The organism is Rhizobium sp. ZX09, from assembly GCF_017357485.1.
Lineage (GTDB): Bacteria > Pseudomonadota > Alphaproteobacteria > Rhizobiales > Rhizobiaceae > Agrobacterium > Agrobacterium pusense.
The window spans coordinates 1,625,806-1,642,227 of sequence record NZ_CP031363.1 but is presented as its reverse complement, the minus strand read 5'-3'; the positions used below and the strand labels follow the sequence as shown (position 1 = coordinate 1,642,227).

The following is a 16,422-nucleotide window of genomic DNA, read 5'->3' as shown; positions in this document are numbered from 1 at the left end:
ACAAAATGATTCAGGCGCTTGCCAAAAAGAGTCGCGAAACTGCGCTATCGCATTGTTTTTCAAATAAGTCAGGATGCCTTGCGCTGAGGCGCGGCCTGCGGCTGCGCCGGCAGCATCTTGACCGATGATTCCGCCAGGCCGTTATGCCCGTCGGCATCGATCACCAGATGCCAGTGCATCGTTTCGGGGATGGCGATCCGGATTGGCGACTTTTTCGCGACGCCGCCAAGATACTTGAAATCGAGCAATTCGGTGAAGCGCTGGAAATTCGCGCCCGTCATCAACCGGACATTGTTGATGGCCGAGAGAGATACTTCAATGATCGTGCCCGCCCGCAATTCCTTCAGGTCATAATGCGTGTAGCGGAAATTCGGCCGTGCCATCGCGCGCCTCCAAGTACCGGTATTGTGGCAAAAGAGGATAGGGAGGCAGGGTTAACGCTGCCTTTAAATTCGAGAGGTTTTCATCGAATTACTGGCTGTCCCGCCGGCGGCCAATGGCGATGGTGAGTATTTCAGGTCGTGTTCGACGCCCATGAAGATAATACCAACGTATAATGGGCGTATTTAATCATAATAAATTTTTTCCCCTTAGCATCGGCTGGTCGAAGTGCACTCATCGGCGTTGGGGGGAATATGAAAAACGTCACTATATCTATGCGCCTATATGCGCTCGTCGCATTGTTTCTGGCAATCCTGACCGCAGCGCTGACATTCAGCCTGTTCGAAACCTTTGGCGAGATGGAACGCGAGCGCAAAGCCGGGCTTGCGGCGATGAACGAAACGGCCGTCGCTATTCTCGATCAATATTATCGCCTGGAACAAAGCGGCAGCTTGACGCGGGAGGCGGCACAGCAGCAGGCCAAGGTCACAATCGCGGCCATGCGGTATGGCAACGGCAGCGGTTATTTCTGGATCAACGATATGCACCCCAAAATGGTGATGCATCCGATCAAGCCGGAAATGAACGGAACCGATCTTACCGCCAACAAGGACCCGAACGGCAAGGCGCTGTTCGTTGAGTTCGTGAATACGGTCAAGGCGGGCGGTCAGGGTTTTGTCGATTATTACTGGCCGAAACCGGGTGCCCCGGAGCCGGTGGAGAAATTCTCCCATGTCGCCGGTTTCGCACCCTGGGGCTGGATCGTGGGTACGGGCGTTTATGTCGACGACCTCGAAGCGGTGTTCTGGAGCGACGCGTATTTCAACATCGGCCTGTGCATCTTGTCCGGCCTTGTCGTCATTGCCGTGGCCGCCGCCGTCGTGCGTGGCGTCACTCGACCGATCGATCTCATCAGGCAGAGCATGAAGCAGATCGCCGATGGCGACGGCACCGCCGAAATCCGCTTCGCCGATCGCCGGAACGAAATCGGCGCGATTGCCAAGACATTGCTGGTGCTGCGTGACAGCGTCAATGAGCGCAGCGCCCTGCAGGCGCGTGAGGCCGACCAGCAGCGGGCGCTGGAGGAAGCGCGTCGCGGCAACGAGATGGTCCTTCGTTCCGCATCCGAGCGGCAGGCCCACGCCATGGAGCGTCTGGGAGAGGCGCTCGAGGCGCTTGCCAATGGGGATCTGACTGTTGCGCTGACAGATATCGGCGACGACTACGAAAAGCTGCGCACGGACTTCAATCGGGCCGTGGGTGCGCTCCATGGCGCCATCGAAGCGATTTCCCGGACCGGTCATGTCGTCAATGACAGTGCTGCAGATATCAGCGGCGCGACCGGCAATCTCTCGCGCCGGACCGAACAGCAGGCGGCGGCGCTGGAGGAAACGGCCGCAGCGCTTGACGAGATTACCGCCACGGTGCGCACCGCATCCGAACGGGCCAATGAGGCGCGGCAGATGGTGCAGGACACGAAAAGCAGCGCCGGCCGCTCAGGCGAGATCGTGCGCAACGCGGTCGATGCCATGGGCCGCATCGAAGAATCGTCAAAGCGGATCGGACAGATCATTTCCGTCATCGACGAGATCGCCTTCCAGACCAACCTGCTGGCGCTGAATGCCGGCGTGGAAGCGGCGCGGGCCGGCGAGGCCGGACGTGGTTTCGCCGTGGTGGCGCAGGAGGTGCGCGAACTGGCGCAACGCTCCGCCAATGCCGCCAAGGAGATCAAGACCCTTATCAATCGCTCGGCGGAGGAGGTCGGCGGCGGCGTCGCACTCGTCCGCTCCACGGGCGATGCACTGGAAGAAATCGTGGCGCTCGTAAACCGGGTCGAAGGTCACGTGAATTCCATCGCCACTGCGGCGCGGGAGCAGGCCACCGGCCTCCAGGAGATCAACACCTCCGTTAATCACATGGACCAGATGACACAGCAAAACGCGGCCATGGTGGAAGAAACGACCGCCGCCAGCCAGACGCTCGCCGAGGAAAGCCGCCAGTTGCGCTCGCTTCTGTCGCGCTTCGAACTTGGACATGATGCCGAGCGCGAGGTTTCGCGGGCGGCCTGACTTCAGGCGTCTCGATCTGATGAAGGGCGCGGTTCCGGCTGCGCCCTTTGTTTTGGGCTATCAAAACCAGCCATTCGTTATTTCCCGCAACCAATAAGGTTTCGTTTACCTCATTTCTTTAAAATTTGACCTGTATTGCCGCGGATAGCGGCCGCTGAAGGTACAGGTTCTCGTATGGCGTATGTTTCCCTTCCGCGTCGTCTTGTGACGTTGCTGATGATTTCCACGGTCATGGTGTCGTGTTCGGCGGAGGGCCTCGTGCCACCGGCGGAGGTGGACGGCACCACACGCGTGAGCGCAATCCGTTCGTCGCGGCAACAGGGCTACAGCGCGCCGGCAGGTGCCTTCCATCAGGTTGAGCGGGCCGGACAGAGCAACGATTATCCCACGGCCATATCGCAGCCGATGCCGGAGCCTTATGCTTCGCAGGATCCGCTGCTGCAAACGCGCCAGGCAGGGCAGGGTTATTCCACCCTCGACGCACAGCATCAGGCACGCATGGCGGCTGGCGGTCATGGCAATCTGCCGGTGCAGGCGACGCAAAGCCAGGAGATGCCCCCGCAGCAAATGGCCAGCAGCCAGATTGCCGAGGGCGAAGGCGGCGTGAACATGGATTCCATGCTCGGCGTGGAGCCGGTGCGGGGACTGGCGGAGGAGCAGGATGCCGAAATCGCCGAGGGGGCTTCGGCCCAGCCGGTGGTGGACGGCATCGGCTCCGACAATCCGGTTGCGGTTTCTCCGGCGCGGCGCCAGTCCGGGCTCATTCCGCCGCCGCCACCCGGATCGTCCTCCCGCCGCCAGCCGGTGGAAGAGGTGGCTATGCTCATGCCGAATGATCCGACCTTTCGCGGCGGACTTCAGAGCGACCGGTCCATGCCGCCCGGCATCATGCCGTCTTCGGAGGTTGCCTGCCGCGCCGAGCTTCGCCGTCTGGGTGTCGCTTTTCGCGACGTCGCCCGTATTGCCGATGGGCCGACCTGCGGCATCGATTACCCGATCGAACTCAGCGGTCTCGCCAGCGGCGTCGCAGTTCGTCCGGCGGTGAAGCTGAATTGCCAGGTTACGCTTGCCTTTGCGAAATGGGTGAAGTTCGAACTCGTACCGTCCTCGCGTTTCCGCTATCTCTCCGGCGTCGGCCGCATAACGCCGATGGGGGGTTACTCCTGCCGCAAGATGAATTCCCGTTCCAGCAATCCGTGGTCGGAACATGCGCGGGGCAACGCCATCGATATCGGCACCATCACGCTGAAGAACGGCAAGGAAATCGATGTCCGCAAGAAGAGTTTCTTCGCTTTCCGCGAAAAGGCACTGCTGAAGGCCGTCAGATCGGATAGCTGCAAATATTTCTCCACCGTTCTCGGGCCGGGCAGTGATCCCAACCACTGGAACCATTTTCACTTCGACCTGCGTACCCGCAAGTCAGGTTACAGGCATTGCGATTAAGTCGCGCCGTTGGAGGTTGGCGGCTGAGTTTGAAAGCGTCTCCTCCGTCATGCTCGGGCCTGTCCCGAGCATCTGCAACGCCGCTATTGGCGATACGTCGGCAGATCCTTGGCACAAGGCCGAGGATGACGTCGAACACTGAGTGTGGCTTGTCATAGGGCTGCCGCCGATGACATAGGCGAAGGATTTTTGGATATGGTCGGAATGACGAAGCTTGAGGATGTTTCGCTGCCGCTAGCTCGATAATCGCCCGCCACATTCCCACAAAAAAAGACCGGCCCGAAGGCCGGTTGAAGAAGACAGCCTTATCGGGGGGATATCGGCGTCTTTGCAAGGGCATGAAATGGGAAGCGATCCCACAGAACGGTCCATCCGGCGCGGATTTGCGGCAAAAGACGTCGCGCCGTACTGACCTGCGGCCAACATGGCTTGCCGCCCTTTTCTGATACGCTATGAGCGTCACATGTTTGTGACAACGGCCTTCGGGAGCCTGCCTTCATGCCCCCAGTTTCAGAGATAATGATCTTCGCTGCGGCACTTGCTGCTGCGGGTGTAGTTGCAGGCCTTCTGGCCGGCCTGTTCGGTATCGGCGGCGGCGCGGTGCTGGTGCCGGTTTTTTACCAGGTCTTCGGACTACTGGATGTGCCTGAGGCGGTGCGCATGCATCTTTCGCTCGGAACGTCTCTCGCCATTATCGTGCCGACGTCCATCCGCTCGTTCCTGACGCATCGCCAGAAGGGCGCCGTCGATATCGAGCTTCTGAAAGGCTGGGTCGTCGCCGTGCCGCTTGGCACCGTTCTCGCCTCTATCGTTGCAGCCTATGCCTCGAGTGTGGCGCTGCGCCTGATCTTTGCCTTCATCGCGCTCGCGCTTGCCTTCCGGATGATCTTCAACCGGGCGAGCTGGCATCTCGGTTCCGATCTGCCGCCAAACCCGGCCCGTTTTCTGGTGGGCACCGGCATCGGGCTGTTTTCCGGGCTGATGGGCGTGGGCGGCGGGGTGATGAACAACACCTTCATGACGCTTTACGGACGCAGCATTCATCAGGCGGTTGCCACCTCTTCCGGTGTCGGCGTGTTGATTTCGCTGCCGGGGCTTGCGGGTTACATCTGGGCCGGTTGGGGCGATGCGGGGCTGCCGCCATTTTCCACCGGCTTCATCAACTGGATCGCCGTGGTGCTCCTGATCCCCATTACTCTTGTCGTCGCACCCTATGGTGCACGGCTGGCGCATGCGCTCAGCAAGAAGCAGCTGGAGCGGGCCTTCGGCGTGTTTCTGGTTTTCGTCGCAGCGCAGTTTTTCTATAGCGTCTACGGCTGATTTTCCGCTCCCGCCGAACGCAGTGTTCAGTCCGCCGGGCTGGCATTTGCAACCTCTGCGGTCTATATGGCGTTCATCTTACTCGGTTTTTCGAAAGAATTCGCCATGAATGCCATTGTTTCGATACGGAATCTGACCAAATCCTACGCAAATGGCTTCCAGGCGCTCAAAGGTGTCAGCCTCGATATCCGGGAGGGGGAGATACTCGCCCTTCTCGGCCCCAATGGCGCCGGCAAGACGACACTGATCTCGATCATCTGCGGTCTCGTCAATCCGGGTGACGGTTCGGTGCTGGTTGGTGGGCACGATGTGGTGAAGGATTTTCGCCAGACCCGCGCCCTCATCGGCCTCGTGCCGCAGGAACTGACGACCGACCAGTTCGAGACGGTTTGGAACACCGTCAGCTTTTCGCGCGGCCTGCACGGACAGAAGAAGAATCCGGAGCTGATCGAACGCATCCTCAAATCCCTGTCGCTCTGGAACAAGAAGGACAACATGCTGCGGGAGCTTTCCGGGGGTATGAAGCGGCGTGTGCTGATTGCCAAGGCGCTGGCGCACGAGCCGAAGGTCCTGTTTCTCGATGAGCCGACAGCGGGCGTGGATGTGACCCTGCGCCGCGACATGTGGAATGTGGTCTCCGAACTGCGCGCCAAGGGCGTCACCATCATTCTCACCACGCATTACATTGAGGAGGCGGAAGAAATCGCCGACCGGGTGGGTGTCATCAATGGTGGCGAATTGCTGCTGGTGGAAGAAAAGACGGCATTGATGAAGAAACTCGGCCGCAAGCAGCTTTTTCTTGAGCTTTCCCAGCCGGTGGAGACTTTGCCGCAAAGTCTCGCGCCCTTCGGCCTCACGCTTTCCGAAGATGGCTGCACCATTACCTATGAAATCGAGGATAATGGCGAGCAGGGCCGCATTGCCGATGTCCTGAGCGCGCTTTTCGCCGCCAACATCCATTTCAAGGATATTTCCACGCGGCAGAGTTCGCTCGAAGATATCTTCGTTTCGCTGGTGGGAGGCCAAAAATGAATTTCGAAGCCATCAAGTCCATCTACCTGTTCGAAATGGCGCGCACCCGCCGCACCCTGCTGCAAAGCGTGGTCTCTCCGGTCATTTCCACCTCGCTCTATTTTATCGTGTTCGGCACAGCGATCGGTTCGCGGATTCAGGAGGTTGGTGGGGTTTCCTATGGCGCTTTCATAACGCCCGGCCTCATCATGCTGACGCTTCTGACGCAGTGCATCGGCAACGGCTCCTTCGGCATCTACTTCCCGAAATTCACCGGCACCATCTATGAAATCCTCTCCGCACCGGTGGCGATGACGGAAATCCTTGTCGGCTATGTCGGAGCGGCGGCGACAAAGGGGCTGATGATCGGTACGATCATCCTGATAACCGCGTCGTTCTTCGTGGATATAAGCATCGCCCATCCGTTCATGATGATCCTGTTTTTTGTGCTGACGGCTGTGAGTTTCAGCCTGTTCGGCTTCATCATCGGCATCTGGGCAACGAATTTCGAGCAGTTGAACCTCATTCCCATGCTGGTGGTGCCGCCGCTGACCTTCCTCGGCGGCAGCTTCTATTCCATCGACATGCTGCCGCCCTTCTGGCAGACGGTCAGCCACTTCAATCCGGTGCTTTATCTCATCAGCGGCTTCCGCTGGAGTTTCTACGAGATCGCTGACGTCAATCCCGTCATCAGCCTGGCGATGATCACGCTGTTTCTGGCGCTATGCCTCGGCGTTGTCGGCTGGATGTTCAAGACAGGGTATCGGCTGCGCAACTGATCAGAAACGTTTTCCCGAAAATTCGACGCCCGGTCTGCGCCGGGCGTTCTCGTATTCAAAGCACAACGCGAGCGCAGGTCAGGCGACCTGCTTCTGCGCCACTTCCTCGACAACCTCACCCTCGAGATAGGAAACGAGGTCCTTGATCGTCACGACCAGCAGGCCGTGCCGCTCGGCGAAGACTTCGAGCTGGGGCAGGCGGGCCATGGTGCCGTCGTCATTGGCGATTTCGCATATCGTGCCGGAGGGGAACTTCCCGGCGAGACGGCAGAGATCAACGGCGGCTTCGGTATGGCCCGTGCGTCCGAGGACGCCCTGCGGGTTGGCGCGCAGCGGGAAGATATGGCCCGGGCGAGCGAAATCCTCGGGGCGCGAGCCTTCCGATACCAGCGCGCGCACGGTCTTTGCGCGGTCGGCGGCGGAAATGCCCGTCGTGGTGCCGGGAATGTAATCCACCGACACGGTGAAGGCCGTCTTGAGGGATTCGGTATTGCGCGACACCATCAGCGGAATGTCTAGCGCGTCGAGGCGCTCTCCGGGCATGGCCACGCAGATCAGCCCGCGTGCATGGTTCATCATGAAGGCGATCTGCTGGGGAGTGATGCTGTCGGAGGCGGCGATGATATCGCCTTCGTTTTCGCGGTCTTCGTCGTCAACCACAATCACCATCTCGCCGCGGGAAATGGCGTTAATGGCGTCTTCAATTCTGGCAACTGTCATTCTATTTCAAGCCTTTCAAGGGTTATGCCGTTTTGCGGCATTTTCGCGCTTCGAGAAGCGCCAAATATCCCTTGGGCGAACAATGCAATACGAAGCCCGCTAACGCGCAGGCGTCCCATGCCTTGTCCTCTTCCATCCGGACTATACCGTCGGCTCCGGCCTCTCACCGGATCTGCTGACCTTCCGGCTTTGGAAACCGGAAGCGCTCGCGGGCTCCGGGAAAGTCCCGATACCGCCGGTGGGGAATTGCGCCCCGCCCTGAGAACAGCAACAACTTAAATTATCAAATGCGAGGGAATCAAGGGGCAATGGCCCGCCGCAGCCCTTGTGCGTGAAAAGAATATCCCGATTGCAGACGCTACGAGGAATTTCCTTTCCGGTACCAAGACGTGAGAAAACTCCCCGAAATGAATCTCGAGGGGGCAGTGCTCACCGATCCCGCAACCGCAATTCGTCGGTCTGCATCTGCAGCGAACCAAGCGTCGACAAAAAGCTCATGCCAAGCAGGCTCTGGCCCAATTGGCCATCCTGGGCGATGAGGGCGGGGATGTTGCGTCGCACGATCGGGCCAATGCTGATTTCCGACAGCGTGACGGGGGCTGCCGCCGTGCGGCCATTGGCGGTCATTACCGGTACGGTATAGCGAAGATCTGTGGTGTCGATGCCGATTGCGGTCGCATCCGCATTTGCGAGCACCACGGAGCTGGCGCCTGTATCGACCAGCATGTGGATCGTCCTGCCCTCAATCCCGACATTCGCTTCGAAGTGGCCGCTCATGGATTTGTGCAGCACGATTTCCTGCTCGCCTGCCGATGTTGTCACCACGACGGCGCGGCCGGGCATCAGACCGCCGAGCAGCCGGTCGCCGAAGGATTGCAGGTCGTAGCGATAGAGATAGAGCGAGACGAGGCCGAGGATGATGACGAGCCAGACGGCGAGCTGCCGGATGACGGTGCCGAAGTTGCCGCGTCTTCCCGCCAGAATGCCGGCCGACAGCAGCCCTGCGATGGGCAGAAGATAAAGGACCTGGGCAAACTGATCATTATCGATACCGAGCGTTCGGCCACCATTGTGATTAACGACGAGCAGGCCAAGGCCGACGGCCAGCAGAAGGAGAACGATGGTCAGTCTGTTCATGCGGTATGTGTCTCCTTGGCGGACTCGGACAGATTTGCCAATCTTTGCGGCAGCGCGCGCATGATCAAGCGGCGCGTCTCGTCGCTATAACCCGTCCAGCCGCCGATTTCATCCAGCGTGCGGCCGCAGCCGATGCAGAGAGTGTGGGTCGTGTCGAGGCGACAGATCTGGACGCAGGGTGTTTCCATGGTGATCTATATCAGGCCCTCATGCCGCAAGGGCAAGTGCGACGAGAATCACGATCTCCGTGATCTGCTGGCAAGCCCCAATGGTATCCCCGGTATGGCCGCCGATCTTCCTCTCGCACAGCCTGCCGAACAGCATGGCCGCGATGACCGCCACCGCCAGCACAAGCGCGATCTCAAACAGTGGCAGCGCGTGCAGCGTGAACAATATGAAGAGAAGAAGCCCGGCGGCCAGCGCGATGTTGCGTTCGCTTTCTCCGGGCTGGCCGGCATTGACGGCGATGCCGGAGGTCTTGGCGGCGGGCAGGGACTGCCAGTGCCACACCATCAGCGCGCGGCTCGTGACAAGCGCTGCAATCAGACAGGCGGCAGCGGTTTTGTCCGGCAGGGTTTCGATTAGCGAGGCGAGTGCAGTGGCGCGGAGCGCGAAGGAAAGAACCATGGCAATGGTGCCATAACTGCCGATACGGCTGTCCTTCATGATTTCAAGCATACGAGACTTGTCCCTGCCGCTGCCGAAACCGTCGGCCGTGTCGGCAAGCCCGTCCTCATGCAGCGCGCCTGTCATGAGCGCCGTCAGGCCGATGGCGAGCCACCCGGTGAGCTGCGGAGAGGCATCGAAGCGCGCAAACACGACAACCAGGAAAGCGGCGGGCAGGGCGATCAGCAGTCCCGCGGCGGGGAAGGCACGGGCGGCCCGGCCCATCGACACGCACGAGTCACCTTCGAAGAATCGCGAAGGGACGGGCAGGCGGCTCAGAAAGGCGAGGGAATGCATGACATCTGTTATAAAATCCCGGGCCTTCATGCTCTCTCCGTTGCAGTCGCTGCATTTCCGGTTGTTCCGCGGCGCATCCGCTATTATGAGAGGCGCAACAAAGACCGATTTGCCGGAAAACACAAGTTTCCGGACGCATGAGCCGATGCGAAAGCCAAACCGGCTATGAGAGAGACTGATATCATGAGCATGAGCGGATTGCCCTTCGATGATTTCCGCGCGCTGCTGCGCGAGCTTCCCGGCCCGGACACGCACGCGCTTGTTGCGGCGAAGGAGCGCAATGCGCAGCTGACGAAACCTGCCGGTTCGCTCGGCCGTCTCGAAGAAATCGCCATGTGGCTTGCCGCCTGGTCCGGCCGTTCGCCTGCCGTCAACCGTCCGCTGGTGGCAATCTTCGCCGGCAATCACGGCGTGACCCGCCACGGCATCACGCCCTATCCGACGTCTGTGACCCAGCAGATGGTGGAAAATTTTGCCGCCGGTGGCGCGGCGATCAACCAGATCTGCGTGGCCAATGATCTCGGCCTGAAGATTTTCGATCTGGCGCTGGATTACCCGACCGGCGATATCACCTGTGAACCGGCGCTTTCGGAGCGTGACTGCGCCGCCACCATGGCCTTCGGCATGGAGGCGATTGCCGGCGGCACCGATCTTCTCTGCGTCGGTGAAATGGGCATCGGCAATACCACGATAGCGGCTGCGATCAATCTTGCGCTATATGGCGGCACGGCGGAAGAATGGACCGGTCCGGGCACCGGTTCGGAAGGTGACGTCATGGCCCGCAAGATTGCGGCGGTGAAGGCGGCGGTAGAGTTCCACAAGGACCACCTGTCCGATCCGCTGGAAATCATGCGTCGTCTCGGCGGACGCGAAATCGCGGCGATTGCAGGTGCCATTCTTGCTGCGCGCGTGCAGCGCATTCCCGTGCTGATAGATGGTTATGTGGCAACGGCCGCCGCGGCGCTGCTGAAGGCTGCCAATTCCTCGGCGCTCGATCATTGCCTTATCGGCCATGTCTCGGGTGAGCCCGGCCATCTGGCAGCCATCGAAAAGCTTGGCAAGACGCCGCTTCTGGCGCTTGGAATGCGTCTTGGCGAAGGCACCGGTGCGGCCCTTGCCGCCGGCATCGTCAAGGCCGCCGCCGCCTGCCATTCCGGCATGGCGACGTTTGAGGCAGCGGGTGTCGACACCCGCATCACCGCGCCCACCAATCATTGAGGCTGAAGATGGACGCGACGCCGCACATGCCACCGCCAGAACCGGTCTTTCGTAAAGAAAAGGGCTGGCGGCATCTGTTCGCTGCCGCGCGCTATTCCCTGCAGGGGCTCGGCCGGCTTTGGCAGGAAGCTGCCTTTCGTCACGAAGTTCTTGCCTTCTGCGTCGGGCTTGGCCTGCTTCTGGTCGTGGGCGCGCCGTTTGCGCATCTTCTCGTTTTCACGGTGTTGATGCTGCTTTTATTCTCGGTGGAAGCGCTCAATACCGCCATCGAGGAACTGGTGGACCGCATTTCGCCGGAAATTTCCTCCGTGGGCCGGCACGCCAAGGATCTCGGCTCCTTTGCCGTCTTCTGCCTGCTGATGGCGAACGGATTTTTCGTGCTGTATTCGCTGGTGACGACGCTGTTCTTCTGAGGTTGCCAGCTTCGAGGCATTTCCAGGTGGAAAGCCGGGCGACGCCTTCCTGTGGGCGCCTTAAGCGAAGGACCGTCGGCGTGGCTGGATGGCATGGGTTTCTTCGACCGCTGGCAGGCTCTGGAGCACGCGTTTCGCGGGCAGGATGGCGATGCCTTCCGTGCCCTCACGCAGTTTGGATTTCAGAATGAACTGGCCGTCATGCTTGGCGAGGATGGCCTGAACGATGGGCAGGCCAAGGCCTGTTCCCTGCTCGGCGCTCTTGATCGCGATTGATCCCTGGCCGAAGGCTGACAGCACCACCGGAATTTCGTCCTCGGGAATGCCTGGGCCATTGTCCCTGATCGACACATATTGGCCGCCGCCGGCCGTCCAGCCCGCCTTTACGAGAATTTCTCCACCCTGCGGGGTGAACTTGACGGCGTTGGACAGCAGGTTGAGGACGACCTGGCGGATCGATTTTTCGTCCGCCCAGACCTGCGGCAGGCTGTTTTCAAACTGCTGGGAGATCCTGATGTTCTTGGCGCGGGCGCGAAGCTGGATCATGCCGATGCAATCTTCGGCGATTTCCAGCATCGAGATCGCTTCTTCGTTCAGGTCATAACGGCCCGCCTCGATGCGCGACAGGTCGAGGATTTCGTTGATGAGATCGAGCAGATGCTGGCCGGAGCGGTGGATATCGCCGGAATATTCCTTGTAGAGCGGATTGTTGAGCGGCCCCAGCACCTCCGAGGACATGACCTCGGAGAAGCCGAGAATGGCGTTGAGGGGCGTGCGCAGCTCGTGCGACATGGAAGCGAGAAAGCGCGACTTGGCCAGATTGGCCTCTTCCGCGCGTCGCCGCGCCTCGTCGGAAACCGAATTGGCGACTTCGAGCTCGGCGATCAGGTCGTCCTTTTCCGTCTGCGAGGAGAGGAGCTTGATGCTGGTCTGGTAAAGCCGGCTGGTGATGCGGTGGCAGAACAGGATCGCCATGCCGAACATCAGCGCAAGACCGACATCGAATGGATCGCGCGAGAAGACAGAGGTGACGCACAGAGCCGCCAGCACCGGCAGGAAAGTCATGAAGGTTGCCCGCCGCAGCATGAAATTGGCCGTGGCGGTGAGTGAGAGCGCGATCAGCAGCGTCGAGCCCTTGAAGAAAAGCACGAGCGTCGGGTCATTACGCGTTGGCTCCGCCAGCGCGAACATCGCCCAGATGCACCCGATGACGATCTGCATTCCGAGAAAAAGATTTTTCCAGTGCAGGAGGTTTTCGGCGGTGATTTCCTGTTTTGCAGCCCGTTTGGCGAGCACCAGCGAAATGGCGTGGAAACTCAATGCAGCCAGCGACCAGATGATGAGGCTGATATCGCGGGTTATGTAAACGCCGATGATGGAGGCAAGCACGATGAAAAGCGGCATGATCATCGCGCCCTGCAGGGTCTCGGCGATGTGCATGGTCAGCATCTCGCGTTCATAGGCGTCGCTTGCGCCTGCACCTTGCTGCAAGCGTTCACGCGTCGTCTTCACCGCGTCGAAAACCGCCTTGTTGCGATGTTTTTTCGAGCGGTCGACGATGATCTTGTCGGTGGACGTGCTGACGCTTTTACTCATTGTTACAACGCAGGGTGACATGAACCCTTGCAGACTACGCCCAAAATCTTAAGAAGATGCTGCCGTGAAAGGATTTGTTTGCCATCTCTGACAAGGGTTTGTTGTTACATGAGACGAAATGGAGGCAGGCGCGGGGGTTTTTCCGCAGTCCGCGACGGCGGCCTGTTCCTTGCTACGGTTTTTCTAGGGGTTCTGATTGCCGCCAAGCTCGATCATATCAACAGCGAAACCTATGGCGGCCGCTTCTTCGTGATTGATGGCGACACGCTCTCCAAGGGCAAGGAACGTTTCCGGCTGCTCGGCATCGATGCGCCGGAGCTTGCGCAGACATGTCTGCGCGGGGGCGAAAGCTGGCCATGTGGCGAGGAGGCGCGCCGTGTTCTGCAACGGCTGGCCGCGCCAGCGGATTTCTCCTGCTCCGGCAGTTCCAGAGATCGATACGGGCGACTGCTCGTCTATTGTTCCGCCGGCGGCAGGGATGTTTCGTCAGACATGGTGTCGGCCGGTTTTGCCGTCGCGTCGGGATATTTCCAGTTTTCGAGCGAGCAGGAAGCCGCGCGCAGGCAGGCGCTCGGCATCTGGGCGGGAGAATTCGAAAAGCCCTCGCAGTGGCGGAGGGATCACCATGCCGCGGATATGGAAACGCCGGCGGCGGGTTTCCTCACCATCGTCCGCCATCTTCTGGGGTGGGATCATGGCTGAAGGGGAGAGGGTTGGGCCAGTGCATGATGATGGGCTGGACGGGCTGCGCGGTGAGATTGCCCGCTGTCGTCTCTGTCGCGACATGCCGCTCAAGGGAATGGCTGACCGCCTGCCGCATGAACCCCGGCCGGTGGTCGTCATGTCGGCAAGACCACGCATTCTGATTGCCGGGCAGGCGCCAGGGCTGCGCGTGCATGAAACGGGCCTGCCATTCAACGATGCTTCCGGCGACAGGCTGCGCCAGTGGCTGAATGTCGACCGGGAGACATTTTACGATCCGGATCGTTTCGCCATCGTTCCCATGGGGTTCTGTTTTCCCGGTTATGATGACAAGGGAAGCGACCTGCCGCCACGGCGGGAATGCGCCCCGCACTGGCGCACGCGGGTCATGGCGGCGATGCCGCAGGTGGAGCTGATCCTCGCGATCGGCCAATATGCGCAGGCTTTTCACCTGGGTGAAAGACGATGCAAAACCATGACCGAAACGGTGCAAAACTGGCGCAGCTATCTTCACGCCAATTCCGGCCCCGGCATTCTTCCTTTGCCGCATCCGAGCTGGCGCAACACGGGGTGGCTGAAAAAGAACCCGTGGTTTACGGAGGAACTGTTGCCGGTTCTGCGACAACATGTGGAAATGCGGCTTTGGTGAAACAATTTTCTGTTTTTCCGCAAAAATTAGTGTATTGAAAGGAAATTAATTCAGGAGGGTAGACGCATTGGATCGCCTAGACCGTAAGATTTTGCGCATTCTGCAAGAGGATTCCACGCTGGCTGTTGCCGATCTGGCGAAGAAGGTCGGCCTTTCCACGACGCCCTGTTGGCGGCGTATCCAGAAGATGGAAGAAGACGGCGTCATCCGCCGGCGTGTGGCCCTGCTCGATCCGGTCAAGGTCAATACCAAGGTCACGGTTTTCGTCTCCATCCGCACCGCCTCCCATTCCATCGAATGGCTGAAGCGCTTCTCCGAAGTGGTTTCCGAATTCCCGGAGGTTGTCGAGTTCTACCGTATGAGCGGTGATGTCGACTATCTGCTGCGCGTGGTCGTGCCCGATATCGCCGCCTATGACGCTTTCTACAAGCGGATGATCGCCAAGATCGAAATCCGCGACGTCTCCTCCGCCTTTGCGATGGAGCAGATCAAATATACGACGGAACTGCCGCTCGATTACATGCTGCTGGATAATCCTAAATCCGGCGAAGAGTGATCCGTCGCCGGTCAGTTTTTGATCAACGCCCTTTCCGGCCGCCGGGGAGGGCGTTTTAATTCGTGGGTGGTTTTTTGGGCGTCGGTCGGGCCTGCCAGGGCTGATACTGTCGGAAGCTCCGTCCGGTAGCTGCCGCAGAGGCACGACAATTCTATTTCGCCGGTAACGGCAAATTCGCACATTCAATTCTCTCAACGCCGTCTGCGCGCAAACCAGGATTTTGATAAAATCGCTCGAATATCTACGCTTTTACTGTCGAAGGATGGAATAGCGAGGGATATCCATATGCTGACACGACGCGGAACATTGGGATTGATTGCGGGTGCGACCGGGGCGGTGTTTCTGCCGCATATCCGGCGCGCGAGCGCCGCAACCACGACGTTGCGGATTGGCTGGCAGAAGAATGGCGTGATAGCGCTCGCGAAGAGCCAGGGCGCGCTCGAAGCGCTGCTGAAGGATCGCGGCATCGAGGTCAAGTGGTCTGAATTTTCCTCCGGGCCGCCGCTTCTTGAAGCGCTGGGTGCCGGTGCGCTGGATATCGGCCCGACCGGCGATGTGCCGCCGCTTTTCGCGCAAGCCGCCGGCGGCAATCTGCGTTATGTCGGCACCTACAAGGCGGCAGCAGGCGGATCGGCGATCCTCGTGCAGAAGGATTCGCCGCTGAAGACGCTCCAAGACCTAAAAGGCAAAAAGGTCGCCTTCAAGCGTGGCTCCAGCGCCCATAACGTCACTGTGAAGGCGTTGCGAAAGGCGGGGCTGACCTTGGCAGACATCACGCCCGTCGATCTTGCCCCGCCGGATGCGGCGGCCGCCTTTCGAAGCGGCAGCATCGATGCCTGGTCGATCTGGGATCCCTATTTCGCCGTGGCGGAGAAAGAGCCGACGACGAGGGTTCTCTCGACAGCCGAAGGCATCGTCGATCCGTGGAGCTACTTCCTCGCCAATGGCGATTTTGTTGAAAGCAATCCCGATCTCGTGCCGCTGATCCTCAAGGAACTGGCGAATGTGGGTGCGAAAGCGCAGACCAACATCGACGCGACAGCCAAATCGCTTTCGGCCATCACCGGTGTTCCCGAGGATGTCACCAAGGTCTCGCTGACGCGGCCGGGCGCCGATCTCGGGCGGGTGTCACTGGTTCCGGATGAGGCCATTGCCTATCAGCAGGCGCTTGCCGACGAGTTCTACGATCTGAAAATCGTGCCGAAGAAACTCAAGGTGACGGATATCGTCTGGCGCCCGAAGGCGAGTTGATGGGCGGAAAGTGGAGTCTCTTCAACCGGCTGGCGGATGTTGCTCAGAGGTTGATTCAGGCCGTTGGTGTTAAATGTGAGGCGATTGGATGCCGCTTGTTTCTTCTCACCGTGGGGGAGAAGTCCGCGGCAGCGGGATGAGGGGCGAGGGTAGAGATAGACTGAGAGCCAGCCCCCTCATCCGACCCTTCGGGCCACCTTCTCCCCGGCGGGGA

General features: G+C 59.9%; 17 protein-coding genes and 1 riboswitch. Of the genes, 11 read left to right on the top strand and 6 right to left on the bottom strand.

Annotated features, from left to right (window positions below; translation table 11 throughout):
* Window positions 1-68 precede the first annotated feature (68 nt).
* Window positions 69-383, bottom strand: a complete 315-nt coding sequence (locus BTN45_RS08205; protein WP_004442557.1) for a DUF1883 domain-containing protein — start codon at window positions 381-383, stop codon at window positions 69-71.
* A gap of 252 nt (window positions 384-635) precedes the next feature.
* On the opposite strand from BTN45_RS08205, the gene BTN45_RS08200 reads away from it, so the two are divergent.
* The 5 genes from BTN45_RS08200 (at window position 636) to BTN45_RS08180 (ending at window position 7,003) form a co-directional block, all read left to right on the top strand.
* Window positions 636-2,450 (top strand): methyl-accepting chemotaxis protein, encoded by a 1,815-nt coding sequence (locus BTN45_RS08200; protein WP_042935739.1) that lies wholly within the window; start codon window positions 636-638, stop codon window positions 2,448-2,450.
* A 174-nt stretch (window positions 2,451-2,624) separates the two neighbouring features.
* Window positions 2,625-3,893 carry an extensin family protein gene (locus BTN45_RS08195; RefSeq protein WP_207587166.1) on the top strand — a complete coding sequence of 423 codons (1,269 nt, stop codon included), beginning with the start codon at window positions 2,625-2,627 and terminating at the stop codon, window positions 3,891-3,893.
* A 498-nt stretch (window positions 3,894-4,391) separates the two neighbouring features.
* Entirely contained in the window at window positions 4,392-5,213 is an 822-nt protein-coding gene (locus BTN45_RS08190) for a sulfite exporter TauE/SafE family protein (protein ID WP_037092974.1), read from the top strand.
* Between the two features lie 105 nt (window positions 5,214-5,318).
* Window positions 5,319-6,245: an ABC transporter ATP-binding protein gene (locus BTN45_RS08185; RefSeq protein WP_048902839.1), complete on the top strand. Its 927-nt coding sequence runs from the start codon at window positions 5,319-5,321 to the stop codon at window positions 6,243-6,245.
* Window positions 6,242-7,003 carry an ABC transporter permease gene (locus BTN45_RS08180; protein WP_004442548.1) on the top strand — a complete coding sequence of 254 codons (762 nt, stop codon included), beginning with the start codon at window positions 6,242-6,244 and terminating at the stop codon, window positions 7,001-7,003. The genes BTN45_RS08185 and BTN45_RS08180 overlap by 4 nt, the downstream gene beginning before the upstream one ends.
* Window positions 7,004-7,081: 78 nt before the next feature.
* Here the strand turns inward: BTN45_RS08180 and ribB are convergent, their stop codons facing one another.
* The 4 genes from ribB to BTN45_RS08160 all read right to left on the bottom strand — a co-directional run bounded on the left by ribB (window position 7,082) and on the right by BTN45_RS08160 (window position 9,853).
* Complete coding sequence (gene ribB, locus BTN45_RS08175) at window positions 7,082-7,723, bottom strand: 3,4-dihydroxy-2-butanone-4-phosphate synthase (RefSeq protein WP_004442547.1); 642 nt, start codon at window positions 7,721-7,723, stop codon at window positions 7,082-7,084.
* 120 nt (window positions 7,724-7,843) lie between these two features.
* A riboswitch (FMN riboswitch) is annotated at window positions 7,844-7,993 on the bottom strand.
* A 159-nt stretch (window positions 7,994-8,152) separates the two neighbouring features.
* A complete protein-coding gene (locus BTN45_RS08170; protein WP_137068792.1) occupies window positions 8,153-8,860 on the bottom strand; it encodes a TIGR02281 family clan AA aspartic protease in 708 nt (235 codons plus the stop codon).
* Window positions 8,857-9,048: a DUF1289 domain-containing protein gene (locus BTN45_RS08165; RefSeq protein ID WP_006697635.1), complete on the bottom strand. Its 192-nt coding sequence runs from the start codon at window positions 9,046-9,048 to the stop codon at window positions 8,857-8,859. Before BTN45_RS08165 ends, BTN45_RS08170 begins: the two co-directional genes overlap by 4 nt.
* Window positions 9,049-9,067: 19 nt before the next feature.
* On the bottom strand, window positions 9,068-9,853 hold the full coding sequence (locus BTN45_RS08160; RefSeq protein ID WP_246751628.1) for an adenosylcobinamide-GDP ribazoletransferase: 786 nt from the start codon (window positions 9,851-9,853) through the stop codon (window positions 9,068-9,070).
* Window positions 9,854-10,006: 153 nt separating this feature from the next.
* Between BTN45_RS08160 and cobT the strand changes: the two genes are divergently transcribed.
* Both cobT and BTN45_RS08150 read left to right on the top strand, forming a co-directional pair.
* The gene (gene cobT, locus BTN45_RS08155; protein WP_004442543.1) at window positions 10,007-11,041 is read left to right on the top strand and encodes a nicotinate-nucleotide--dimethylbenzimidazole phosphoribosyltransferase; all 1,035 of its coding nucleotides are present in this window, start codon (window positions 10,007-10,009) and stop codon (window positions 11,039-11,041) included.
* 8 nt (window positions 11,042-11,049) lie between these two features.
* The gene (locus BTN45_RS08150; RefSeq protein WP_004442540.1) at window positions 11,050-11,454 is read left to right on the top strand and encodes a diacylglycerol kinase; all 405 of its coding nucleotides are present in this window, start codon (window positions 11,050-11,052) and stop codon (window positions 11,452-11,454) included.
* A 60-nt stretch (window positions 11,455-11,514) separates the two neighbouring features.
* On the opposite strand, the gene pdhS2 is transcribed toward BTN45_RS08150, so the two are convergent.
* A complete protein-coding gene (gene pdhS2, locus BTN45_RS08145; RefSeq protein WP_207587162.1) occupies window positions 11,515-13,050 on the bottom strand; it encodes a HAMP domain-containing sensor histidine kinase in 1,536 nt (511 codons plus the stop codon).
* A gap of 108 nt (window positions 13,051-13,158) precedes the next feature.
* Between pdhS2 and BTN45_RS08140 the strand changes: the two genes are divergently transcribed.
* The 4 genes from BTN45_RS08140 (at window position 13,159) to BTN45_RS08125 (ending at window position 16,208) form a co-directional block, all read left to right on the top strand.
* Complete coding sequence (locus BTN45_RS08140) at window positions 13,159-13,752, top strand: thermonuclease family protein (RefSeq protein WP_207587152.1); 594 nt, start codon at window positions 13,159-13,161, stop codon at window positions 13,750-13,752.
* Window positions 13,745-14,401: a uracil-DNA glycosylase family protein gene (locus BTN45_RS08135; protein WP_207587150.1), complete on the top strand. Its 657-nt coding sequence runs from the start codon at window positions 13,745-13,747 to the stop codon at window positions 14,399-14,401. Before BTN45_RS08140 ends, BTN45_RS08135 begins: the two co-directional genes overlap by 8 nt.
* Window positions 14,402-14,468: 67 nt before the next feature.
* Complete coding sequence (locus tag BTN45_RS08130) at window positions 14,469-14,957, top strand: Lrp/AsnC family transcriptional regulator (protein ID WP_003507846.1); 489 nt, start codon at window positions 14,469-14,471, stop codon at window positions 14,955-14,957.
* Window positions 14,958-15,242: 285 nt separating this feature from the next.
* Entirely contained in the window at window positions 15,243-16,208 is a 966-nt protein-coding gene (locus BTN45_RS08125; protein ID WP_022556508.1) for an aliphatic sulfonate ABC transporter substrate-binding protein, read from the top strand.
* Window positions 16,209-16,422 lie beyond the last annotated feature (214 nt).